18 protein-coding genes and 1 pseudogene are annotated in these 22,332 nt (G+C 67.5%); 10 read left to right on the top strand and 9 right to left on the bottom strand.

Going from position 1 to position 22,332, the window contains the following annotated elements; genetic code table 11:
* Positions 1-262 precede the first annotated feature (262 nt).
* Both WS62_RS01990 and WS62_RS01980 read left to right on the top strand, forming a co-directional pair.
* Complete coding sequence (locus tag WS62_RS01990) at positions 263-955, top strand: hypothetical protein (RefSeq protein WP_066567056.1); 693 nt, start codon at positions 263-265, stop codon at positions 953-955.
* A 278-nt stretch (positions 956-1,233) separates the two neighbouring features.
* Positions 1,234-1,566 carry a hypothetical protein gene (locus WS62_RS01980; protein ID WP_156440833.1) on the top strand — a complete coding sequence of 111 codons (333 nt, stop codon included), beginning with the start codon at positions 1,234-1,236 and terminating at the stop codon, positions 1,564-1,566.
* 269 nt (positions 1,567-1,835) lie between these two features.
* Here WS62_RS01980 and WS62_RS01975 read toward each other — a convergent pair whose 3' ends face one another.
* The 3 genes from WS62_RS01975 to WS62_RS01960 all read right to left on the bottom strand — a co-directional run bounded on the left by WS62_RS01975 (position 1,836) and on the right by WS62_RS01960 (position 3,613).
* On the bottom strand, positions 1,836-2,177 hold the full coding sequence (locus WS62_RS01975) for a hypothetical protein (protein WP_066567049.1): 342 nt from the start codon (positions 2,175-2,177) through the stop codon (positions 1,836-1,838).
* 61 nt (positions 2,178-2,238) lie between these two features.
* Positions 2,239-2,616 carry a hypothetical protein gene (locus tag WS62_RS01970; protein WP_066567329.1) on the bottom strand — a complete coding sequence of 126 codons (378 nt, stop codon included), beginning with the start codon at positions 2,614-2,616 and terminating at the stop codon, positions 2,239-2,241.
* A 643-nt stretch (positions 2,617-3,259) separates the two neighbouring features.
* Positions 3,260-3,613: a hypothetical protein gene (locus WS62_RS01960; RefSeq protein ID WP_010101657.1), complete on the bottom strand. Its 354-nt coding sequence runs from the start codon at positions 3,611-3,613 to the stop codon at positions 3,260-3,262.
* A 269-nt stretch (positions 3,614-3,882) separates the two neighbouring features.
* Here WS62_RS01960 and WS62_RS01955 point away from each other — a divergent pair, with 269 nt between their 5' ends.
* The 6 genes from WS62_RS01955 to WS62_RS01930 all read left to right on the top strand — a co-directional run bounded on the left by WS62_RS01955 (position 3,883) and on the right by WS62_RS01930 (position 12,903).
* The gene (locus WS62_RS01955; RefSeq protein WP_197422747.1) at positions 3,883-4,881 is read left to right on the top strand and encodes an FHA domain-containing protein; all 999 of its coding nucleotides are present in this window, start codon (positions 3,883-3,885) and stop codon (positions 4,879-4,881) included.
* Positions 4,882-4,891: 10 nt separating this feature from the next.
* Positions 4,892-8,956 (top strand): TOMM system kinase/cyclase fusion protein, encoded by a 4,065-nt coding sequence (locus WS62_RS01950; RefSeq protein WP_066567046.1) that lies wholly within the window; start codon positions 4,892-4,894, stop codon positions 8,954-8,956.
* Positions 8,953-9,315: a BMA_0021/BMA_0022 family TOMM bacteriocin gene (locus tag WS62_RS01945; RefSeq protein WP_066567044.1), complete on the top strand. Its 363-nt coding sequence runs from the start codon at positions 8,953-8,955 to the stop codon at positions 9,313-9,315. Before WS62_RS01950 ends, WS62_RS01945 begins: the two co-directional genes overlap by 4 nt.
* Before the next feature lies 1 nt (position 9,316).
* Positions 9,317-9,676: a BMA_0021/BMA_0022 family TOMM bacteriocin gene (locus WS62_RS01940; RefSeq protein WP_066567042.1), complete on the top strand. Its 360-nt coding sequence runs from the start codon at positions 9,317-9,319 to the stop codon at positions 9,674-9,676.
* A 93-nt stretch (positions 9,677-9,769) separates the two neighbouring features.
* Positions 9,770-12,028, top strand: a complete 2,259-nt coding sequence (locus tag WS62_RS01935; RefSeq protein ID WP_066567324.1) for a TOMM precursor leader peptide-binding protein — start codon at positions 9,770-9,772, stop codon at positions 12,026-12,028.
* A 101-nt stretch (positions 12,029-12,129) separates the two neighbouring features.
* Positions 12,130-12,903: a class II aldolase/adducin family protein gene (locus tag WS62_RS01930; RefSeq protein WP_066495245.1), complete on the top strand. Its 774-nt coding sequence runs from the start codon at positions 12,130-12,132 to the stop codon at positions 12,901-12,903.
* 374 nt (positions 12,904-13,277) lie between these two features.
* Here the strand turns inward: WS62_RS01930 and WS62_RS37215 are convergent, their stop codons facing one another.
* Complete coding sequence (locus WS62_RS37215; RefSeq protein ID WP_197422748.1) at positions 13,278-13,505, bottom strand: hypothetical protein; 228 nt, start codon at positions 13,503-13,505, stop codon at positions 13,278-13,280.
* Here WS62_RS37215 and WS62_RS01925 point away from each other — a divergent pair.
* Entirely contained in the window at positions 13,435-15,771 is a 2,337-nt protein-coding gene (locus WS62_RS01925; protein ID WP_231748169.1) for a putative bifunctional diguanylate cyclase/phosphodiesterase, read from the top strand. The two genes, WS62_RS37215 and WS62_RS01925, sit on opposite strands and share 71 nt — an antisense overlap.
* 94 nt (positions 15,772-15,865) lie before the next feature.
* Here WS62_RS01925 and WS62_RS01920 read toward each other — a convergent pair whose 3' ends face one another.
* From WS62_RS01920 to WS62_RS38745, 5 genes and pseudogenes are all read right to left on the bottom strand, one after another.
* Positions 15,866-17,134 (bottom strand): flippase, encoded by a 1,269-nt coding sequence (locus WS62_RS01920; RefSeq protein ID WP_066567040.1) that lies wholly within the window; start codon positions 17,132-17,134, stop codon positions 15,866-15,868.
* Positions 17,135-17,210: 76 nt separating this feature from the next.
* On the bottom strand, positions 17,211-18,407 hold the full coding sequence (locus tag WS62_RS01915) for a glycosyltransferase family 4 protein (protein WP_066567035.1): 1,197 nt from the start codon (positions 18,405-18,407) through the stop codon (positions 17,211-17,213).
* 32 nt (positions 18,408-18,439) lie between these two features.
* Positions 18,440-20,032 carry a mannose-1-phosphate guanylyltransferase/mannose-6-phosphate isomerase gene (locus WS62_RS01910; RefSeq protein ID WP_066567033.1) on the bottom strand — a complete coding sequence of 531 codons (1,593 nt, stop codon included), beginning with the start codon at positions 20,030-20,032 and terminating at the stop codon, positions 18,440-18,442.
* Positions 20,029-20,661, bottom strand: a complete 633-nt coding sequence (locus WS62_RS01905; RefSeq protein ID WP_066567031.1) for a GNAT family N-acetyltransferase — start codon at positions 20,659-20,661, stop codon at positions 20,029-20,031. The genes WS62_RS01910 and WS62_RS01905 overlap by 4 nt, the downstream gene beginning before the upstream one ends.
* A pseudogene (locus WS62_RS38745) lies at positions 20,628-21,015 on the bottom strand (hypothetical protein). Before WS62_RS38745 ends, WS62_RS01905 begins: the two are co-directional and overlap by 34 nt.
* Before the next feature lie 18 nt (positions 21,016-21,033).
* Between WS62_RS38745 and WS62_RS01900 the strand changes: the two are divergent.
* Positions 21,034-22,320, top strand: a complete 1,287-nt coding sequence (locus WS62_RS01900; protein ID WP_066567027.1) for a glycosyltransferase family 4 protein — start codon at positions 21,034-21,036, stop codon at positions 22,318-22,320.
* The last annotated feature ends 12 nt before the right edge of the window (positions 22,321-22,332 follow it).

The following is a 22,332-nucleotide window of genomic DNA, read 5'->3' as shown; positions in this document are numbered from 1 at the left end:
TCCTGCCGATGACGATCGTGGAATGCCAATCCGATGTCGTAAAGAGTCGGCACGGCGCACCGCGTGCCTCGCGCCTCGTGCCTTGTGCGACTTCTGCGATGACCCAACGCTGCTGGCGCTTCATGACGCGAGCACAAATACGGTCGCGAATGGGATCGACGCGATGAGCGGTTTCGGAACCCACGACCTAGAATTGGACGTAGCGCCTGCCGTCTGGCGTGGAACCAGTCGTCTTTTCCTCCTTCTATCGACTGCACCGGCCATGAACATTCACAGCGTGCGCTTCGTTCGCCCGGCACTGGGCGCACTTTGCGTTGCTTCGCTTGCGACGCTCTGCGCGTGCGGCGGCGACGCCTGCTTCGGCTTCGACGGGTGTTTCAACGATAACGGCATGCAGACCATCGCCCTATCCGGCACGGCCGCCACCGGCCGGGCGCTGGCGAGTGCGACGGTCAACGTCGGCTGTGCGCAGGGTTCGGGCGCTACCCTGTCGGACGGCGGTGGGCACTACAGCATCACGTTCAACGCCGCGCTTCCCTGTGTCATCTCCGTGAGTTCCGGCGGCACGACGCTGCATTCGCTGGCATTTGCCGGCGGCACGTTCAATACGACGCCCGAGACCGAGCTGATGCTGGTCTACCTCGCTTCGCAGCTCGGTACGAACATGGCCCATCTGATCGGGGATTTTCCAAGCAATTCGCGCTTCCAGCAGGTGTTGGAAAATCAGACCGACGTGCTGGCCGCGCAAGCGGCAGTCGTCACGAACCTCCAGCAGCGCTATGCGGTCATGCTGACGGCACCGGCGTTTCTGACGACGCCGTTCGTGGTCGGACAAGCGGGCGTTGACAGCGATCTCGGCGCGCTCGCGGGAGCGGGCGCGATCGACGCGGATGGTATGCCTGATTCGGTGGCTGTGTCGTTGTTGTTGCAGGCGGGGGCGGCTCATCCGTTGTAAGCGATGTTGATGTCGGCGACGATTATCGAGATTCCCAAGACTCGCCCGCAAGGACAAACCGTCGGCAGCCAGGTCGAGACGTGTCCTGTTCTTGCGTGGATGCGTGAAGACCCCGTTGTGGCGTGCGCCGCGCGCAAGCGATTTCTTTCTGACTTCGCGCGCTTGCCGGAACGTGGCTTGCTCTACTTTAGGCGGATATTCGATTAAGTCAATTCATCTTTAAAGCAACTCGTTCGACATTGGGTCGGCTAGCCGATTTCATTTAAAAGGAAGTTAATATGCGTCGACAATTAATTAAGAATTACATGTCGGCGAAAGACAGCGGTGCGACTGGCTTCGCCGTGTCGAAGCGACGGCATGCGGCGTTCGCCGTGCTGCGCAGTCGGTGTGTCGGCGCGGCGTTCGCTTCGAGCGCGAAAGGCGTGCGGGCGATTGCAATCGATCAGTGGGGAAGCCGGCTACGGCTACGCGCCCGCCTCGCCTTCTCATTCGGCATCCTGACAGACGTATTTCAATCCGATGTCGGAATCGGAGAAACGAAAGCGGGATCGCCGCGCCGCTCGCAGTCGTTCTCGGCTGCGGCCGAAAAAAACAAAACCCGGCGATCCTGACCGGACCACCGGGTTTTTCGTTTGCGCGCTTCTTGTTTTGTCGGTCCCGTCGCATTCGGACGGGCGTGCTTGCGTTATCGCGAAACGATACCAAGGTGCTACCGATTTAGTTTTTTATTCCGGACAGACGATGCGCGCTCTGCCGGGCGCCGTTTCGGATCGACGGCGCACGATTTGCCGAAGCCGATGTCCGTCGCGCGTGCCCTGCTTGCCGCCGCCGCGGATTGCCGCGGTGGCCGGTTCGCAGTCAGCCGGCCCTCATTCGACGGTCAAAGGCCGAGCGTGCCGCTCTTGCTCGTGCCTCCGATGATCGGCGCGCAGACGGTAAGCCTGTAGTCCAGCTTCTTACCGGGCACGTCGAGCGTCAGATCGACTTCGGACTTCAGCTTGTCGACCGCGCCGCCGAACTTGCCGCTCGGATGCGCGGGGTTCAGCGTGCAGCCGCCGATCAACTGCCGCGCGATGTATAGCTCGGCCGTCGCGGAAGCCGGTTCCCCGTTGACGCGAAATTCCAGCGTGACCGGACCGATCGTCACCGAATGTCCGGACGCGTTGAAAATGCTCTCGTCGAGCTGGTCGGCCCGAATATGTGCGAGCAGGTCTTGGTTCATGCCCGTTCTCTGTTGTTGTCGTCAGGCGATCGATCGGAGCGCAAGCGCGGCGTTCGTCGGCTCACTCGGCGTCGAGCGTCGCCACGGGCGCTTGCGCGGCGTCATGGCAGAACAGCCCGACGCTGACGGGAATGATCCCGTTCGCGCCACGGATGAAGATCTCCTTGTGATACTGACTCTCGAACGAGCAAGTCGGCGTCCGGTACTTCTTGACGCTCGGCGACGGGCGTCCGGCGATGCCCACCACCTGGAGCAGCACCCCGCCGATGAAGCCGGGATCGTGCGCGAGGTGAATGCTGCCGACGAAGAGCGGCGCTTCGCCTTCCGCGACGATATGGAAGAAGCCCGGCACGTGCGGGCTCAAGGCCGTATACATAGCCTTTGCGCTCGCGACCGAGACGAGGACCCGGCGTGGTTGGATGATGTCCGACGAACTCATGTTGGTCTCCACGCGCCGCTTCCCGCAGCGTCATGTATCGAGAGAAGCATCGTTGCCGGCATGCGGCAGTGCCGGTGAAACGAACAGTACGGCGGTGGGGCGGCGAAATCCATTACACCCGATTACGTCGCGCGCGACGGGCGGCGCGCGGCGGATCGTGGGCGTGCGGCGCGCTCCGGTTCGCGTCGACGCACGCAGCCGCGGCTCGGCGCGAAATCGATTTTGCCGCCGCCTGTCGCAAGGCGATTCCGCCGGCATGCACGCGTGCACGTATGCACGTATGCATGCGCGAAATCGTCGCGATTCCGATTGACGTATTCATCGACTGTGACAGTCGACAATGAATGCGATGTCGCCGGCATTCGCAAATCGCGAAGCATCGGGATCGAAACATATTCAACGCGGCGCGTTGCACATTCGCCTCTCGATAATCGCGATGCGGCGCGCCCGTTTCGAGAGACCGGCGTACGTGCGATAAAAAAGACCCGGCGATCCGTTGCCGGACGCCGGGTGCTTTCGTTCGCTTGTTCTTGTTCGACGATTTTCTGGCTTTTAAAGCGCTCGTCTTCGATTGTCGTGCAAACGATTCGGAATGCGGCGTTCGCCGCCGCCGGCCGGTTCCGATCCGGCCGGCGCGCCGCGATCACGCGGCGTCGAGCGCCTGCAGGAACGCGTCGGCTTCTTCGTGCGGGATCTGCTTGACCTCGACGACCTCGGTCTTGTTGCTGCCGTGGACGACGATCGTCGGGTGGAATACGCCCTGGAACGTATGTCGCACCCGGTATGGCTGCGTGCCGCTCGACAGCGGCCCCGTCCAGCCCATCACGTCCACCTTCAATCCGCCGACGAAGTGCGGATCGCGTACCAGTTGAATGCCAGTCGTGAAGCGAGGCGCGTTGCCTTCCACCTCGACGATGAGGGCGCCGGGTACGCGCAGGCCCAGCCACACGTACGTGGCGCGCGCTTTTTCGAACGGCTCGGGTCCATAGAATCCCATGGTGGTCTCCAAACGCTAGATATCCGTCACATTTTCGGAATATTGAATCTTCGCCGGCATACGGACGTGCCGGTGAAACAAAACGTAGGCGAGACGATCGACGAAATCCATTACATCCAATTACGCCTTGTCGCTGATGCGGCGCTTGCCTATGATTCAACAGAATCTGATATTCGACCGTCAATCATTCACATAAAACGCGCGCGATATCCAAATAGGGGTGCCACAGGTTGTCGTGCATTTTTCCGCAGGTCGACGAAATGGCGTTATTGGAAAACGGTCTTTCCGGGGAATCCTGTCTGCTGCGCGCGCACCACGTATTGGGTCGCGATCCGCAGCGTTGCGACACGGTCATCGCCGATCCTTACGTGTCGCGCATCCACGCGAGCATCCGCTGGGCGGCGGGGCAATGGGAACTGCACGACCACGGCCGCAACGGCACATTCGTGTCCGGGAAATTCGTCGGCGAGGGCGAACGGGTCGTGCTGACCGACGGCGATCTGATCCAGTTCGGCAGCGCCGGCTCGGTTCGCTGGCGGGCCTGTCAGCTCGGCGAGCCCGTCGACATGCTGTGGCCGCTGCGTTCGCCCGCGCAGCCGATCGCGCTCGATCGTGCGCAGGCGCTGCCGGGCGCGGCGATCACCGTCAGCCGCTCCGCGCAGGGCGACTGGCTCTGCGACGACACAACGCCGTCGCGCGTGCTGCACGACGGCGATGCGGTGATCTGCGGCGATTTCGCGTGGCAATTGGTGCTCGCGCATCGGAGCATGACGGCCGCGCTGCCGCGCGCCGCGCACGACGCAACGCTGCCGCAGCGAATCGACTTCATGGTGAGCCGCGACGAGGAGCACGTGACGGCGACGCTGCACACGCGCGGCGGCGCCGTCGATCTCGGCGCGCGCGCCCATCATTACTGTCTCGTGACGCTCGCACGCGCGCGCTTCGCCGATGCTCAAGCAGGCTACGACGCCGCATCGCAGGGCTGGATCGAGCTCGACGTGCTCGCGCGCATGCTCGGTCTCGACGAATCGCACGTCAACGTACAGATCCATCGCGCCCGCACGCAATTCCTGCCGCTCCTGTCGCCCGGCTCTTCCGAGCTCGTCGAGCGCCGCCGCGGCGGCGTGCGGTTCGGCGCGCTCGCGTTCCGCGTCGTGCGCGGCGACCGGCTCGAATGCCAGTCGGTCGAGGCCGACGCTTTCGCGCCGCGGCCCGAACTGGCCGCGCGCGTCGCGTCGACGTTCGTCTCGCCCGCCCCGCTGGGCTGAGCGGCGCTTCATGTCTTCTTCCGTTCTGGCCGAACGCGCGTGCGCCGGCAATCGCCGCGCGCCGCGCATGCTGGCGCCGCCGCTGCCCGGCGAAGGCGACGAGCTGCAGGGCGAGCATCGCTACCGGCTGGGCGCCGTGCTCGGCGAAGGCGGCGCGGGCCGTGTGCATGAAGCGCGCCGGCTCGACACGTCGCAGCGCGTCGCCGTCAAGCTGCTGCGTGAGGATGCGCCGCGCGGCGTGCGCGAAAGCGCCCGCCTGCGCGCGCGCTTTCGCCGCGAGATGGCGCTGTGCGCGCGGCTGTCGCATCCGAACGTCGTCGCGCTGCTCGACAGCGGCGAGACGCCGGACGGCGTGCTGTTCGCGGTGTTCGAGCACGTCGCGGGCCGCACGCTGCGTGCGCTGCTCGCGGCCGACGGCGCGTTGCCCGCCGAGGCGACGGGCGCGCTGATGGCGCAGGTGCTCGACGGTCTCGCGCACGCGCACGCGAGCGGCGTCGTGCATCGCGATCTGAAGCCGCAGAACGTGATGGTGACGACGATCGACGGCGAGCCGCGCGCGAAGATCCTCGACTTCGGGATCGGCGCGCTGCTGCCGGATGCGCATGCGGCCGACGAGCTGACGCTCACCGCGACGACCGAGGTGCTCGGCTCGCCGCAGTATTGCGCGCCGGAGCAACTGCGCGGCGAGCCGCCGACCGCGAAAAGCGATTTCTACGCGTGGGGCCTGATGGTGATCGAATGCCTGACCGGGCATCCGGTGATGCAGGGCGCGAGCGTCGCGGACGTGCTGTATCAGCATCTGAGCCCCGTCGACGTCGCGCTGCCGCCTGCGATCGCTGCGCATCCGCTCGGCGACGTGCTGCGCGATGCGCTGAACAAGGATCCGCGGCAGCGTGCGGAGTCCGCGCAGGCGCTCGCGAACCGGTTTCGCGCGATCCATTTTCCGGCGCTCGTCGGCGGCTTGCGCTACGGGCCGCGCGCGCAGGCGGAGCCGGGTGTCGCGTACAGCGAGCGCGGCGGGCAGACCGCCGTCGACGCGCCCGTCGGACGGCGGCAGGTCACTGCGCTGTGCTGTCGCGTCGCGGTCGTCGCGGACGGCGCGCAGCCGGACGACGCGGCGGCGGCCGAAGAGGCGCTCGATGCGTTCCACGCGCACTGGCTCACACGCTGCTCGGACATTGCGGTGCGCTATGGCGGCCATGTCGCGGGCGCGCTCGGCGACACGCTGCTGTTCTACTTCGGCTATCCGGAAGGGATCGATCGGCCCGCGCAGCGCGCGTGCCGCGCGGCGCTCGAAATGACGCGGCAGGCGGGGCAGGCGGCGAGCGCGCCGCAGCCGGTGGCCGACGGCGCGGGTGAGCCCGCGTGGCGCGTCGAGATCGCGGGCGCGATCCATGTCGGCACGGCGCTCGCGAATGCGCGCGGCGCGTCGGGCGGCGCGATCGCGAGCGCGGCCGTCGGCCTGCAGCGCGTCGCGCAGCCGGGCCGCATCCTGTTGAGCGACGAAGCGGCGCGCGCGCTCGAGCGTCACGTCGACGCCGCGGCGACTCCGCTCGCGTTCGCCGCGCCCGGCGCGGCGCCGCAGCCGGTGCGCGAGCTGCTCGGCGAGCGCTACGAGCGCGGGCCGTTCGAGTCGCTCGAACTCGGCGACGCGGCGCCGATCGTCGGACGCGATCGCGAGCAGGCGGCGCTCGCGCGCGCGTGGCGCGACGCGGTGCGCGCGGCGGCGGGCGGCAAGCACGCGGCCGAGCGGCGCGCGACGCTCGTCGTCGGCGAGCCGGGGATCGGCAAGTCGCGGCTCGTGCACGCGCTGCGCGAGACGGTGCGTGCGCAGCACGGCGCGTGCGCCGCGTGCGTGTGCCTGCCGGAGCAAACGAACCACGCGCTGTTTCCGATTCTGCGCTTCGTGCGTGCGCACTGGCAGCTCGATGTGGGCGATCCGCAGGCGCTCGACCGGATGCTCGAAGCGTTCGACGGCGATCGCGCGTCCGCGCGCGCGACGCTCGCCGCGTGGCTCGGCCTGCCGGGCGGCGCCGACAAGCTGCGCTGGTCGGGCGCGCGGCAGCAGCAGGCGCTCTTCGACGTGGTGTGCCAGTTGCTCGGCTCGCTCGGCGGCGGCGGTCCCGTGCTCCTGATCGTCGACGACGTGCAATGGATCGACAGCGCGACAGGCGATTTTCTCGACGCGCTCGCGCATCACCCGGCTTGCGCGGCAGTGTGCGTCGTGCTGACGTCGCGGCCGGAACAGCTCGAGCGCTGGCGCCGCGGCACCGAGCGGCTCATGCTGCGCCGCCTGTCGGCCGCCGCGACGCGCAACCTGATCGTGTCGCTGATGCCCGATGCCGGCGCGGATCGCGCGGCGCTCGACTTCCTCGTGAAGCGCACGGGCGGCGTGCCGCTGTACGTCGAGGAAACGATGCGCGCGCTCGCTTTCGGCGGCATCGTGCCGGCGGCGGGCGGGCGCTTGCAGGATCTCGCCGAGGCGGGGCGCTGCCCGCTGCCGGGCAGCCTGCGCGAGACGCTCGAGCTCGCGCTCGAACGCGCGGACGACGCGCTCGACACCGTGCAGCTCGCCGCGACGATCGGCCTTGAAGTCGACGCGCGGCTGCTCGCCGACGCGTCGCCGCATGCGGGCGCGGCGCTCGACGATCGTCTGAGGCGGCTGCTCGAAGGCCGCGTGCTGTACGCGCAGCACCGGATCGGCGGCGCGACGTACGTGTTCCGTCACGCGCTGCTGCGCGAGGCCGCGTATGAATCGATGCCGGCCGCGATGCGCCGCGCGAATCACCGGCGTGTCGCGCAGGCGTTGCTCGCGCGTCCCGCGGGCGGCGATCCGGCGGCGCGCTCCGCGAGCATCGCTGATCATTTCGCGCACGCGCATGCGTTCGCCGAAGCGGTGCCGCACGGCATCGCGTCGGCGCGCCGCGCGCTGGAGCGTGCGCTGCACGACGATGCGATCCGCTATGCGGGCGCCGTGCGCGGCTGGCTGCTGCATTGCGACTACCCGGGGCAGGAGGAAGATGCGGTCGCGGTCGACCTGATGCTCGCGCATGCCCAGATGGCGCGCGACGGCTGGGGCGAGCCGCGCGTGCGCGAGCACACCGACCGCGTGCTGTCGCGCGTCGGCGCGCTGCGCGACGCGAAAGCGGCGGCGAGCGCGTTGTGGACGATCGCCGTGTATCACCACGTCGCGGGCGATCGTGCGGCGGTGCGCCGCATCGGCGCGCAGCTATCGGATCTCGCGCGCGCGTCGGCGCTCGCGGATCTCGGCGTCGCCGCCGATACGCTGCACGGGATGAGCCTCTGGATCGACGGCCACTACACGCTCGCGCTCGACGCGTTCGATGCGGCGCTCGCCGCGTATGACCCGCGCCGCGACGCCGACCATCGCCGCACGTTCGGCCTCGACACGCGCGCCTGGGCGCTGACCGCGCGCGCGAGCGTGCTGTGGGGCATCGACGACGACGTCGCGCATACGCTCGCGCTCGCGCACGATGCGGTTTATCTCGCGACCTGCAGCGATCATCTGCCGACGATCGGCGTGACGATGATGTATCTCGCGCGGATGCAGCAATGCGCGGGCGATCGCGACGGCGCGCGCGTGACGTCGGATGCGGTGCTGCGGCTGTCGCGCTGCTACGGGCTCAATGCGGTCGAGCGCTACGCGGCCGTCGTGCACGCGTGGTGCGACGGCGATCGCGACGCCGCGCGCGCGAACGTCGACGCGCTGCGCGTATCGGGATGCTTGCTGGGCCTCACTTATTACGCGTCGGTCGTCGCCGACATCGACGCCGCGCACGGCGATTGGCATGCCGCCGTCGCGACGCTCGACGAATGTCTCGCGCTCGCCGAATCGACGGACGAGCGCTACTACGTCGCTGAACTGCTGCTCAAGAAAGCGCGCTGCGTGCACGAAGCGCACGGGCGCCGCGCGGGCGACGCCGTCGAGGCGTTGTGCGCGCAGGCCGCCGCCGCGGCGAAGCAGGGCGGCATGGCTCGAATCGTGAAGAAAGCGCAGGCGGAGCTGCGCGAGTTGCAACGAGAACTCCGTTCAACCACGGGAGAAGAGCGATGATGGACCAAAGCCCCAATATGCCGTCGTACGACCAGTTTCTCGAATACCGCGCGGTGATCGTGCAGGCGATCGCGGCGGCCTGGCACGACCCGAAGTTTCGCGCGCAACTGATCGACGATCCGGTCGAAGCGCTGCACGAGTACTTCGACTATCGGTTCCCGATGAAGATGCATCTGAAGGTGCACGAGGACAGCGCGACGTGGGCGCCGCGTACAAACGGCGGCTGGACGACGAACGAGACCAACACGCTCGAGCTCGCGCTGCCGCCGGCGCCGCCGCCGGAAGAGCGGGCGGCCGCGCTCGCCGCGTACAACGCGAAGCACATCAGTCTGTTTGGACCGGACCGCAAGGAGATCTGACATGGCCGACAACAACGCAGTCCCCTCGCAGGAATCGATGCTCGAGTTTCAGGAAGTCTATCTGCGCGCGATCGCGCTGTCTTGGGAGAACGATGAGTTCAGGAAGAAGCTGCTCGCCGATCCGTACGACGCGCTCGAATGCTATCTCGACTATCGCTGTCCGTGGATCCTGAATCTCAAGATCGTCGAAGTGAACCCGAAAGACGGATATGGCTGGAAGCCGCATACGCGGCGCTGGCATCTGCCGCTCAACGCGATGAGCATCGGCATCCCGACGCGGCCCGGCGAACTTGCAGACGAGGGCATCGCGCTCGCCGCGTATAACGACGCCGGACCTGCTTATCTGTTCACCTGCTGCTGAGCCGTTCATACGGCAACGGGCGGCGCGGCCCGAAGCGTTTCGCTCGCGGGCCGCGCCGCCCATTCCGATCGCGGTATCCGATACGGGGTGACGATGCTCGAAGACTTCTCGCGCGTACTGCGTTTCAAGCCGCATCTGCTGGTGCGCGACGCCGGTCCCGGCGCGTTGTACGTGGTGGACGAATTCAGACGCTCGGTGCTGCCGGGCGACGTGTTTCCCGCACTGGCCGCGTGCATCCGCGATGGCCTGACGATCGCGCAGACATTCGCGACGCTGGCCGCGCGGTTTTCGGAATGGGAGGTGCTCGCCGCGCTCGATCATCTCGTGCGGCGCGGCTACGTGCGCGCCGATGCGCCGAGCGAGCGCGACGCCGCGATCGGCTTCTTCGAGCGCACGGGCGTCGACGGCGACGCGGCGAGCGGCATCGCATCGCGGCTCGCGGTCGCTGTCGAAGCGTTCGGCGTGGATCAGCGCGCGCAGCTCGATGCGTTCGCCGCGTGCGGGATCGACGTCGCGCCGGATGCGCCGATGACGATCGCATTGACTGACGGATACGGCCGCGCCGAATTGATCGATGCCGCCGAACGCGCGGCCGCGCGACGCGGCGCGCTCTTCGTCGTCGCCCCCGATCGCGTGGAGCCGCTGCTCGGGCCGTTGATCGGCCCGCTCGCGGCATCGCCGGGCGTGGCCGATGCACTGCCTTGCATCGAATGCGTGCGTTACTGGACGGCACTGAACCGTCCGGTTGAAGCGCTGCTCGCGCGCATGCACGGCAGCGACGCGGCGCGTCTGCCGCCTGCGCACAGCCGCGCGAGCGCCGCCGCCGTCGCGGCGCTCGTCGCATCGTTCGTCGAGCAGCTCGCGGTGAATGTGCAGCGTCGTCGTCACGCGGGCTCGCACATCGTGTCGCTGCGCATCGATACGCTCGCGACCGCCGCGCATCGTGTGGTCCGGAGGCCGCAATGCCCGCGCTGCGGGAATCCGGCGTGGATGCGCGAGCAGGCCGAACGTCCGGTAACGCTCGCCGTGGCGGACGCGGACGCGGGCGAGGTCGCGGGTCGCGAAGGCGGCTATCGCACGCTCGCCGCGGGCGAACTCTTCAAACGCTACGGACATCTGGTTTCTCCGGTGAGCGGCCCGATCGCCTACCTGCATCCGATGCCGGGGCGCAACGCCGGCATCCGGCACGTGTACGTCGCGGGCTATCTGGTGTGTCCGCAGAGCGCGCCGCGCGAGAACCGGTTCGACAAGCTGTGCTCAGGCAAGGGCGCGAGCGACGCGCAGGCGCGCGCGAGCGCGCTCGCCGAGGCGCTCGAACGGTTCAGCGGCGTTTATCAGGGTGACGAAGCCGCGCTGCGCGGCAGTCTCGCGGAACTGTCCGCGCAGGCGCCGCCGGGCGGCGGGCCGATCGACGTCAACGCACTGCAGCAGTACAGCGATCGCCAGTTCGAACGGCGCGAGCGCCACAACGCGACGACCGACGATCCGCGCAAGCAGGTGCCGCGGCGCTTCACATCGCACAGCGTGATCGACTGGACGCCCGCATGGTCGATCGCGACGGGCGTGCGGCGGCTCGTGCCGCTCGGCTATTGCTACGCGGAAGCGCCTGCAACGAGCGGCGCCGCCTATTGCGTGCACAACCCGAACGGCTGCGCGGCGGGCGCGTGCATCGAGGAAGCGATCCTGCAAGGCTTGCTCGAGCTTGTCGAGCGCGATGCGGTCGCGATCTGGTGGTACAACGAACTTTGCCGGCCGAGCATCGACATCGCGAGCTTCGGCGATCCGTACTTCGACGCGCTCGTCGCCGAATACGCATCGCTCGGCTGGCGTCTGTGGGCGCTCGACATCACGCACGACCTGCGCATTCCCGTCTTCGTCGCACTCGCGCGCGAAGCCGCGACGGGGCGCTTCTCGATCGGCTTCGGCTGCCATCTCGACAGCCGGATCGCGCTGCAGCGCGCGCTCACCGAAGTGAACCAGCTGCTCGACGTCGGCGCGTCGGCGCCGCCGCCATGGGACGCCGACAAACTGTCGAGCGACGCACTCCTCCATCCCGACGCCGCGCTGCCGCCGACGCGCGCATCGGCGCGCGCGAAGAGCGCCGCCGCCGATCTGAAGGGCGATATCGAGCGCTGCGTCGCACGGCTGTCGGCGGTGGGAATCGATACGCTCGTCGTCGACAAGACGCGGCCCGACATCGGCCTGCCGGTCGTGCAGGTGATCGCGCCCGGCCTTTGCCATTTCTGGCCGCGCTTCGGCGCGCAGCGGCTGTATTCGGTGCCCGTCCTCGAAGGCTGGCGCGAGCGGCCGCGCGACGAAGACGCACTCAATCGCGCGCTGCTGTTTCTGTAGCGGCAAGTCCGGCGGCTTCGGCCGCCGGAATCAGGCGCGCCGCGCCCGGTTCGCGTGCGCGGCGCGTTCGCATCGATGCCATTCGACAAGGGACGCACGACATGACTCACGCGCCGAACCAGCCGTTCGCCCGCCCGTCGCGGTTTGCCGAAGCGGAGTGGCAAGCGCGCGTTCAATTGGCGGCCGCGTATCGGATCTTCGATCATCTCGGCTGGAGCGAGCTGATCTACAACCACATTTCGCTGCGCGTGCCGGGCGAAGACGCACACTTCCTGATCAATCCGTTCGGGCTGCATTATCGCGAGGTCTGCGCGTCGAATCTCGTGAAGATCGATCTCGACGGCAATCCGGTCGGCCATGCGGACTGGCCGATCAATCCGGCGGGCTTCACGTTTCATGCGGCGATTCATGCGGCGCTGCCCGGCGCGCATTGCGTGATGCACGTGCACACGACGCCGACGATGGCCGTCTGCGCGTCGCGGCACGGACTGTCGTTCTCGAATTTCTATGCGGCGCAGCTGCACGGCAGGGTCGCTTATCACGATTTCGAGGGCATCACCGTGCGGCTCGACGAAGGCAAGCGGATCGTCGACAGCGCGGCGGGGCGTCCGGTGCTGCTGCTGCGCAATCACGGGCCGGTCACGATCGGACGCACGCTCGCACACGCGTTCTCGCTGATGTGGCTGCTCAATCGCGCATGCGAAGTGCAGGTCGCGACACACGCGGTCGGTGCGCCGCTCGAGATCGGCACGCCGATCCTCGAAGCGTGCGCGCGCGATTCGCTGAACCTCGATCCGCGCTACGGCGCGGGACAGGATGCGTTCGACGCGCTGCAGCGGATCGTCGATCGGATCGATCCGAATTACCGCGGATGAATGCGCCGGCAGCGGATTGTTCCGATCAAAATCGTTCACCGGATCGACTTCAAATATAAAGAATCAATTGAACCGGAACGCCTGCATTCGGAAGTGAAATTTGATGGTTTATGTTTTGATTTTCGATTTCATTCGATTATTTTCGTATGTGAGTGCGGCAGGAACGCTTTGATTCAATTTCATCGGACGCATAGTGGAAATGCACGCCAGGCGTGACGGAGACGAAAAATAGATTGCCGTGCGAAGCGTCGGTTAATTCGAAATGAATTGCGTCATCCAGCCCACACACTCGTGTCTTGATGTCGTGGATGATCGCATCAGGTTGAATGGCGCAAATTGAAATCGATTTGGCATCCGAATTTCAGATCGATCGATTAATGGAACGCGCCTTCGAAATGATCGCGGCTTGCCGCTTTCGGTGATGCATCGATGGCTTCCGTTCCGAGTCGACTGTCCGGCGGTCCGAGCGCATGGCGCGTTCGGTGCGCGCGATCGGCCATTGCGGCCGCGCTGACGGCGGTCTTGTTCGGGATGGCGCTGCTGTCGGTCGAGCTTCGCGAAATCGCGCGCAGCCATGCGTATTTTGCGATGCCGGCGAGCATCGGCGCGCGCCTGCTTCGCTGCGTGGACATCGCGGGTCGTGTCGGGGCGACATCGTCGCCGAGTGCGGCGTCGATGGGCGTGGCGGCGTCCGTCGAAGCGGCGCATCGCGCCGCGGCGTCGGACTTCGATGCGATCGAGCGTGTGTTCGGCAGAATCGGCACGCGTGAAACGCGCGCACGCGGTGCGACGTGCACGGCGAACGTGATGACGTCGGACGAACTGCTCGCGTGGCGGTCCGGGCGTGTGCGAGCGTGCAAGGTCGCGCCGTCCGCGTGGGCCGATGCGCTCGATCGCGGTGTCAGTGTCGGCGTCGGCGTCGGCGTCGATGTCGCGCCGCGCGCCGTTTCGAATTCGATGCCGCGGCAGCCCGATGCGGGCGCCGCGGCGCTCCCCCACATGCAATCGTATTCGGACATGATCCATTCGACGCTTCGCGAACCGGCCGCCATCGCGCTTGCACTCGGCCTGCTCGGCATGATCGCGCTCGCACTGCTGCCCGTGTTTCGGATCAGGCGGCTCGCGCTTCGCCTCGGCGAAGCGGAAGGCGCGCTCGCGATGAGCGAAGCGCGCGCTCGCGCGGCGCTTGTCGCTGTTGGCGACGGCGTGATCTTCACCGGTCGGGCGGGGCGCGTCGAATGCCTGAATCCCGCCGCGGAGCGACTGATCGGCATGCTCGCCGACGATTGCCGAGGGCGGCCGCTCATCACGACGCTGAGGCTGTCGCGCGCGAACGGCGGCGCGGCCGATCCGCCCGAATCGCCTGATTCGCCCGATGCGTCGCTCGGCGAGCTCGAGGACGGCGGAAGCTGCGACGTGACGCTGCATCGCGCGGACGGCGGCGAGATCGCCGTGCGTGCGACGGCGTCGTCGATTGCGCCGCCGTCCGTGCGCACGCACAGCAGCGGCAGTGTGCTCGTGCTGAAGAGCCTCGCGACCGAGCATGAGTTCGTGCGGCGCCTCGCGTGGCAGACGGCGCACGATCCGCTCACCGGCCTGCCGAATCGCACCGAATTCGAACGTCATGTCGATTTCGCGCTCGCGGGAGGCGCGCGTGGACCGGTCGCGCTGCTGTTCGTCGATCTCGATCGCTTCCGGATCGTCAACGACACGTGCGGCTATGGAGCGGGCGACGCGATGCTCGCCGCGCTCGCCGCGCGCCTTGTCGCGTGCGCGGCGTCGACCGACGTCGTCGCCCGGCTCGGCGGCGACGAATTCTGCGTGCTGCTCGACGCAAGCGACGAAGCGGCGGCCGTTTGCGCGGCGGAGCGGCTGCGCGCGAGCGTCGACGGCTTCGTGTTCGTCTGGGACGGCCAGCCGTTCTCGGTGACGGCGAGCGTCGGCGTCGCGCTGCTCGGTACGCCCGAACGCGCGCGGCGCGTCGAGGATGCGGTGCGCCTCGCGGGCATCGCGTGCGACGTCGCGAAAGCGCGCGGACGCAATCGCGTGCAGCTTGCCGATCCGCTCGATCGCGAGCTTGCGCATCACATCAGCGACGTATCGTGGTGCGCGCGCGTGAGGCAGGCGCTCGAATACGACGATTTCTGCCTGTATGTGCAGCCGATCATCGATACGGCGACGCACGGCATGACAGGCTTGCCGCATGCAAGCCGCGGCGAGCTGCTGTTGCGCATGGGAACGCTCGGCGCGCGCGAAGGCAATGCGCCGCCCGGCCTGTTCATTCGCGCGGCCGAGCGCTACGGGCTCGTGACCGACATCGACCGCTGGGTCGTGCGCACCGTGCTCGACGCGCTCGCGCGCACGCCGTACCGGCGTTTCACCGAATACGCGATCAATCTGTCCGGGATGTCGATCGGCGATGAACGCTTTCTCGGCTACGTGCTCGACCAGTTCGCGCGGACGGGCGTCGCGCCCGCGCTGATCTGCTTCGAGATCACCGAGACGGCCGCGATCGCGAACCTGGCCGGCGCGCTGCGCTTCATGCACGAACTGAAAGCGCTCGGCTGCCGATTCGCGCTCGACGATTTCGGTGCGGGGATGGCGTCGTTCAGCTATCTGAAGCAACTGCCGGTCGAGTATCTGAAGATCGACGGCAGCTTCGTGACGGACATCGCGAACGATGATGCGGCGAGCCTCGGCATCGTCGCGTCGATCAACGACATCGGTCACGCGATGAACTGCAAGACGATCGCCGAGTATGTCGACAGCGCGGCGACGCTGCAAAAGCTCACCGCGCTCGGCGTCGACTATGCGCAGGGCTATTACATCGGCCGGCCCGTGCCGTGGAGCGAGGCAGTGTATCCGTAGCGGCCGTCATTGCGACCGGCGATGCGCGTTCGCCAGCCCGTCGTTCGCGTGAAGGGACCCTGGCGCCGTATGCGCTGCCGAGGACCGCCGTCCGTCAGCCGTCCGCGGCGGGCCGCGGCGCCGGGCGCGCGAAGATCGACACGCGGCGCCGGTACAGCACATACGCGAGCGTGGCGGCGACCGTGGTCTCGGCGATCAGCACCGCGGCGGCCGCGCCCTGCTCGGCGAAGAACTTCGCGAGGATCGGCAGCAGCGCGACGTTCAGCACGCCGGAGGAAATCAGCACACGGCTGAACGCGGTCTTCATGCCGAGCGGCAGCATCGTCTGTACGCCGAACAGATCGGTCATGCCGGCCATGAACGGAATGAACGCCATGCAGCGCAGCACGCCGACGGTCGGCTCGTAGGTCGGGCCGTACAGGATATGCACGGCAAGCGGCGCGAGCGCGAAGATCGTCATCGAAATCGCGAGCACCATCGCGCCCTGCACGACGAGCAGCTTGCGCAGGAACGACATCGCGTCTTCGCGCGCGTGATGCATCAGGTAGCTGACGTGCGGATACGCGGCTGCCTTCAGCGGCTGCAGCAGGCTGATCGCCGAGCGGATCAGCTTGTCGCCGGCGGCGAAGTAGCCCGCCGCGACGTTGCCCGACACGAAGCCGAGCAGCACGGTGTTCGTCGACGCATAGAACGCGACCGACGTCGACGCGAGAAACACCTGCCAGCCGCCCTTGAGCGACGCGGTGACGTCGACGACGCCGATGCGCACGAACTCGACTTCGCGCTGCACGATCAGATAGCCGAACACGAGCACGCCGCACACGAGCGGCACGGCGGCGTTGATCGCGACCGCGTCGATCAGATCGGCCGGCGAGCGCACGAGCAGATACATCGCCGGCACGCTGAGCGCGCGGCACACGAACAGCGTGATGCTGTAGATGCGCAGCTTCTGGATGCCCTGAAAATACCAGCCGGGCGTGAGCGCGGCGCCGACCGTCATCCCGAAGCCGATGACGAGCAGTGTGCGGTCGAGCGCGAAGCGTTCGAGCGCGAACGTGAGCGCGAGCAGAATCGCGAAGCCGGCCACCGTGATCGCGGCCTGCGCGGCGAAGGTCGCCCAGAAGATCCTCGAGCGCGCGGCGAGATCGTCGCGCGCGAGCGCGACGCGCGGCGTCGCGGTCAGATCGAAGCTGTAGTTGGTGAAATTGATGAAATACGTGATGACGGCGAGCACGAGCGACAACTGTCCGTATGCCTGCGGCCCGAGCACGCGCGTGAGGAGCGGCAGCGTGACGAGCGGCACGACATAGGTCGAGATCTGCAGCGTCATCAGCAGCAGAAAGTTCTGGCGGACGGTCGTCATGCGTGGCCTTCGCGTCGCACGGGCGACATCTTGGCGCGTGCGCGCGTGGCGCACGCGCCGGAGTGAACCGGATCGATCAATCGCATTGTGGCGCGAGTTCCCGGATTTCGTCGGCGCTCAGTTGCAGCAACGCGGTCAGACGCTCGGCGTAATGCCGGCGCGTGTAGAACGACCAGTCGTAGCGGCGCGGCGGATCGCGCAGATGCGCGCGCAGCGCGTCGAGCGCGTGCGCGAGGCTCGTCGCGTTGCGCGTGTAGCGGATCTTGTTGCCGATCTCGTCGCCGAAGCTCGACAGGCTGCCGACGTCGTGGACGAGCACCGGCAGCCCGATCATCGCCGCCTCGACGATCACGAGCGGCGCGTTCTCCGCCCATACCGACGGCAGCACGAGCGCGTCGTGCTCGCGCAGCGCGACGAAGAGCTGCGCGTGATCGAGGCGGCCGGCAAAGCGCAACTGCCCCGCGGCGATCAGGTCCGCGTACTTGCGTTCGAGCGCCGCGCGCTGGCCGCCGTCGCCGTACACGGTCACGCTCGCGATGCGATCGAAGCGCGACGCGCGCGCGAGTTCGAGGAATTCGTCGAGCCCCTTTTCGGGATCGATGCGGCCGACGAACGCGAGGTCGAGCTTTTCGCGATTCACGCATTTCGGTTCGCGCGGTGTGAGCGCGGTGCTGACCGGATTGTGCAGCAGCGCGGTGCGCGTGATCCCGCGCTGCGCGAGCGCGTCGCGCATGTACGGGCTCGGGCAGAGCAGCAGGTCGAATACGCCGGCCGGCTGGACGAGCGCGTCGATCGCATGCCAATGCAGCTTCTTGATCGCGTCGTGCAGCGCGCCGCGCGGGCTCGCGCGTTCGAAGAGCCGCGTGCCGCGCGCGAGCGCATCGAGCGGCAGCGGCGTTGCGCGGCCGCCCGGATAGGTCAGCAGATTCGGGTTGTAGAAGACGAGGTGATAGTCGTGGCACGTGAGGTACACGCGACAGCCGGCGCGCCGCTTGTAGCGCGCGATCACCGGCACGACGGAAGGCGACAGCAGATTGTGGTAGTTGTGCACGAGCACGCGCTGCGGCGCCTCGCGTTCGAGGACGGCCGCGAGCGCGCGCGCGGCGGGGGCGTTCCATGCGCGCGCCGCGCCGTTCGATGCGCCGCCGAACGCGCTTTCGTCGAACGTCGCGACATCGACGCCCGGCTGCGCACGCAACACGTCGGCCGATGTCCGGTAGACCTCTTCGGCGCCGCCCTTGCGGGCGAAATCGTTGATGACGAGTACTTTCATGCGAAACGACGCGGGCGGTCCGCCCGCGATTCTCAGTGCTCGCCGAGCGCGCGGGCGGGCTCGGCGGACGGCTCGAGCCCGGCCGCGGCCGGCTTCGCCGCTTCGGGCGCGGATTGCGCGCTCGCGCGGCCATAACGGTCGTCGAAGCGGACGATGTCGTCTTCGCCGAGATAATCGCCCGATTGAACCTCGATGATCTCGAGCGGAATCTTGCCCGGGTTCTCCAGGCGGTGAACGGCGCCGACCGCGATGTACGTCGATTCGTTCTCGCTCAGCAGGAACGTTTCGTCGCCGCGCGTGACCTTCGCGGTGCCGCGCACGACGATCCAGTGCTCGGCGCGGTGATAGTGCATCTGCAGCGACAACTGCTTGCCCGGATCGACGACGATTCGCTTCACCTGGAAGCGCTCGCCGCGATCGATCGAATCGTAGTAGCCCCATGGGCGCTGCACCTTGCGGTGATCGCGCACCTGCTCGTGCTGCCCGGACTTCAGGCGCGCGACGACGGTCTTCACGTCCTGCACGCGATGCTTGTTCGCGACGAGCACGGCGTCGGGCGTCTCGACGACGACCACGTCCTTCAGCCCGACGCATGCGATGAGCCGGCCCTCGGAGCGCGCGAAACTGTCCTCGGTGCCTTCGAACAGCACGTCGCCGCGCGCGACGTTGCCTGCTTCGTCCTTCGGCAGCAGTTCCCAGATCGCGTCCCATGAGCCGACGTCGGACCAGCCGGCCGCGAGCGGGACGATCACGCCCGGCATGTCGAGCTCGCGCGCGCCCGTCAACCGCTCCATCACCGCGTAGTCGATCGAGTCGGACGGGCAGGCGGCGAACGCGGCCGCGTCCGCCTTGAAGAACGGACCTTCGGTCGTGCCGTTGCGCCATGCGGCCTCGCATGCCGCATGCATGTCCGGATGCAGCGCGCGAATCGCGGCGAGCCACGTCGACGCGCGCACGACGAAGATGCCGCTGTTCCACCAGTAGTCGCCGGATTGCAGGTATTGCTGCGCGAGCTCCTGATGCGGCTTTTCGACGAAGCTGTCGATCGCGTGGCCGCCTTCGACGCCCTGCGAATCCGCGAGCGGCGCGCCTACCTTGATGTAGCCGTAACCCGTCTCCGCGCGGCGCGGCAGCACGCCGAGCGTGACGATCGCGCCGTCCTGCGCGTAGCGCGCGGCTTGCGCGATCGTGTCCTGGAACGCGCGCGTGTCGGACACCGCATGATCGGCGGGCATCGCCGCGAGCACCGGATCGCCGTGATGCGCGAGCGCTTCGAGCGCGGCGAGCGTGAGCGCGGGCGCCGTGTTGCGCGCGGCCGGCTCTAGCAGGATGCGCGCCTTGAGGCCGCGTGCGCTCACTTGCGCGGCGCTCGTGAAGCGATGCTGCTCGCCGCAGACGAGCAGCAGCGTGTCGGCGAGCTCGGCGTTCGCGATGCCCGTGAGGCGGCGCGCGGTCGCGGACAGCGGCGATTCGTCGGCGATCAGATCGATCAGTTGTTTCGGATGATGCTCGCGCGACAGCGGCCAGAGGCGCGTGCCGGAGCCGCCCGCGAGAATCACGGGCAGGATGCGCGGCAGCGCTTGGCGCGGCGCGGCGGAAGTCGGGTTCATGGCGTGATCGGTCATCGGTTCATCCCGGAATCGGCGGGAAGTTGGGTGGCGAATGCATAGCGCTCGCCGTTGGCGGCGGATTCGGCGTCGGCCTTGCGCTTCGCGCGCGGCGCCGATTTCGCGACGGCGCTCGCGGTCGTCGCGGTGCCGACGAAATCGAGCAGGTTGCGCACGGCCTTCGACGGGCTGCTCGCCGCGCGCAGCATGCCGACATACGGCGCGCCGTGCTCGAGATACGGCCCGTCGACCTTGCGGAAGCCGAAGCGGTTGTAGAAGTCTTCGCGATGCGCGGGCGCCTGAACGCGCACCGGCGCGTCCGGCCAGCGCGCGTGCGCGGCGGCCAGCACGTGTTCGATCAGCGCGTCGATCGTCCTGTCTTCGCGATGCGCGGCGCTCGTCAGGATCTTGTCGATCGTCGTTTCGGGATCGATGTCGTCACCCGGCATAAGACGCGCATACGCGACGATCGACGGCCGTTCGCCGCGCTTGTCGGTTGCGAATACGTGGATCGCGAATTCGTCCTTGCCGTCGATGTCGAGATACGTGTGCGCATCCTCGACGACCAGGACTGCGTTGCGTGCGCGAAGGATCATGTAAAGCTCGTTCGAATTCAGATGCCTGAATTCGCAGCATGTCCAGTCCATGATGGAGGGTCCTCGTTTCTGGGCCGCGTGCCGCGTCGTGCGGCGGGGGGTTTGTGCGCCGCGACATGAGATGTTTCCGATGCGGCCTATGGTCGCCAAGATACGGGCGGACCTCGTGCCGTTCTGTTCGAAAGCGTACCGTGCGCGTGACGAGCGCGACGCGGCGTGCTGCATGCCGAGATGCGCTGCGCACGCGAGCCGCTGCGCCGATCCCTGCGTACTGTGCGCTTCCGCACATAGAGCATCCGCGCTTGTTCGGATAATGTCCGTCATGCGATGACGACGCGACACCGTGCCCGCCGCGCCGCCCGCTGACGACGCAACCTGCGTTCGATTCGACGCGCCTATGCGCACATCAAAAGGACTTCCTGTTTGAAGGTAGCAATCGTTCACGACTGGCTGGTGGTGCATGGCGGCGCGGAGCGTGTGCTCGCGCAGATGATCGACTGCTTTCCGCAAGCCGACATCTACAGCCTCGTCGATTTTCTCGACGACCGCTCGTGCCTGCGTGGCCGGCCGGTGCGCACGTCGTTTATCCAGAAGCTGCCGTTCGCGCGCAGCAAATACCGCAGCTACCTGCCGCTGTTTCCGCTCGCGATCGAGCAATTCGACCTGTCCGGCTACGACCTGATCCTGTCGAGCTCATATGCGGTCGCGAAGGGCGTGTTGAGCGGGCCGGATCAACTGCACGCGAGCTACGTGCATTCGCCCGTCCGTTATGCATGGGATCTGCAGCATCAGTACCTGAACGAAGCGGGGCTCGCGCGCGGCGTGAAGTCGGCGCTCGCGCGCACGCTGCTGCATTACATCCGCAATTGGGATGCGCGCTCGGCGAACGGCGTCGATCTGCTCGCGGCGAATTCGCGTTTCGTCGCGCGCCGCATTCGCAAGACGTATCGACGCGATGCGACGGTCATCTATCCGCCCGTCGACGTCGATCATCTCGCGCTGCGCGACACGAAGGACGACTTCTATCTGACCGCCTCGCGGCTCGTGCCGTACAAGCGGATCGATCTGATCGTCGAAGCGTTTTCGCACATGCCGTCGCGCCGGCTCGTCGTGATCGGCGACGGGCCGGAGGCCGGCAAGATCCGCGCGCTCGCGGGCCCGAACGTCACGCTGCTGGGCTACCAGCCGTTCGACGTGCTGCACGATCATCTGCAGCGCGCGAAGGCGTTCGTGTTCGCGGCGGAAGAGGATTTCGGCATTTCGCCCGTCGAAGCGCAGGCATGCGGAACGCCCGTGATCGCGTACGGCAAGGGCGGCGTCTGCGAATCGGTGCGCGCGGCGGGCACCGCGCCGACGGGTCTTTTCTATGCGAAGCAGACGTGCGACGCGCTGATCGATGCGATCGACCGGTTCGATGCAATGCCGGCGGGCGCGTTCGATCCGCACGTGTGTCGCGCGAATGCGGAGCGTTTCAGCGCCGCGCGGTTTCGCTCGGCATTCTCGCGTTTCGTGCTCGAAGGCTATGCTGCCTTGCAAGCGGAATTGGGCGAGTCGTCGGGCGCCGTGCCGGCGCCGGGCGCCCCGATCGTCCCCACGACGCAAGCCGAGCCGCTTGCGTCGCTGTTTTCGGCGGGCAACGCGCCCGTCGAACGCGACGCGACGACGTCGCTGCACGACGCTTCCCGGAACGAAACGCTCGCGCGCACTTGAGCGCGGGCGCTT

It is taken from the genome of Burkholderia sp. ABCPW 14, from assembly GCF_001523835.1.
Lineage (GTDB): Bacteria > Pseudomonadota > Gammaproteobacteria > Burkholderiales > Burkholderiaceae > Burkholderia > Burkholderia mayonis.
The sequence above is the reverse complement of the archived record's forward strand: the minus strand, read 5'-3'. Positions and strand labels throughout refer to the sequence as shown.

What these genes read in the sequence shown, in the direction of transcription:
- WS62_RS01925 (WP_231748169.1), top strand. Translation starts at nt 13,435, where the DNA reads ATGGCGCTGCTGTCGGTCGAGCTTCGCGAAATCGCGCGCAGCCATGCG.
- WS62_RS37215 (WP_197422748.1), bottom strand. Translation starts at nt 13,505, where the DNA reads ATGCTCGCCGGCATCGCAAAATACGCATGGCTGCGCGCGATTTCGCGA.
- WS62_RS01980 (WP_156440833.1), top strand. Translation starts at nt 1,234, where the DNA reads ATGCGTCGACAATTAATTAAGAATTACATGTCGGCGAAAGACAGCGGT.
- WS62_RS01940 (WP_066567042.1), top strand. Translation starts at nt 9,317, where the DNA reads ATGGCCGACAACAACGCAGTCCCCTCGCAGGAATCGATGCTCGAGTTT.
- WS62_RS01920 (WP_066567040.1), bottom strand. Translation starts at nt 17,134, where the DNA reads ATGACGACCGTCCGCCAGAACTTTCTGCTGCTGATGACGCTGCAGATC.
- WS62_RS01950 (WP_066567046.1), top strand. Translation starts at nt 4,892, where the DNA reads ATGTCTTCTTCCGTTCTGGCCGAACGCGCGTGCGCCGGCAATCGCCGC.
- WS62_RS01975 (WP_066567049.1), bottom strand. Translation starts at nt 2,177, where the DNA reads ATGAACCAAGACCTGCTCGCACATATTCGGGCCGACCAGCTCGACGAG.
- WS62_RS01910 (WP_066567033.1), bottom strand. Translation starts at nt 20,032, where the DNA reads ATGACCGATCACGCCATGAACCCGACTTCCGCCGCGCCGCGCCAAGCG.
- WS62_RS01915 (WP_066567035.1), bottom strand. Translation starts at nt 18,407, where the DNA reads ATGAAAGTACTCGTCATCAACGATTTCGCCCGCAAGGGCGGCGCCGAA.
- WS62_RS01905 (WP_066567031.1), bottom strand. Translation starts at nt 20,661, where the DNA reads ATGGACTGGACATGCTGCGAATTCAGGCATCTGAATTCGAACGAGCTT.
- WS62_RS01945 (WP_066567044.1), top strand. Translation starts at nt 8,953, where the DNA reads ATGATGGACCAAAGCCCCAATATGCCGTCGTACGACCAGTTTCTCGAA.
- WS62_RS01970 (WP_066567329.1), bottom strand. Translation starts at nt 2,616, where the DNA reads ATGAGTTCGTCGGACATCATCCAACCACGCCGGGTCCTCGTCTCGGTC.
- WS62_RS01960 (WP_010101657.1), bottom strand. Translation starts at nt 3,613, where the DNA reads ATGGGATTCTATGGACCCGAGCCGTTCGAAAAAGCGCGCGCCACGTAC.
- WS62_RS01935 (WP_066567324.1), top strand. Translation starts at nt 9,770, where the DNA reads ATGCTCGAAGACTTCTCGCGCGTACTGCGTTTCAAGCCGCATCTGCTG.
- WS62_RS01930 (WP_066495245.1), top strand. Translation starts at nt 12,130, where the DNA reads ATGACTCACGCGCCGAACCAGCCGTTCGCCCGCCCGTCGCGGTTTGCC.
- WS62_RS01990 (WP_066567056.1), top strand. Translation starts at nt 263, where the DNA reads ATGAACATTCACAGCGTGCGCTTCGTTCGCCCGGCACTGGGCGCACTT.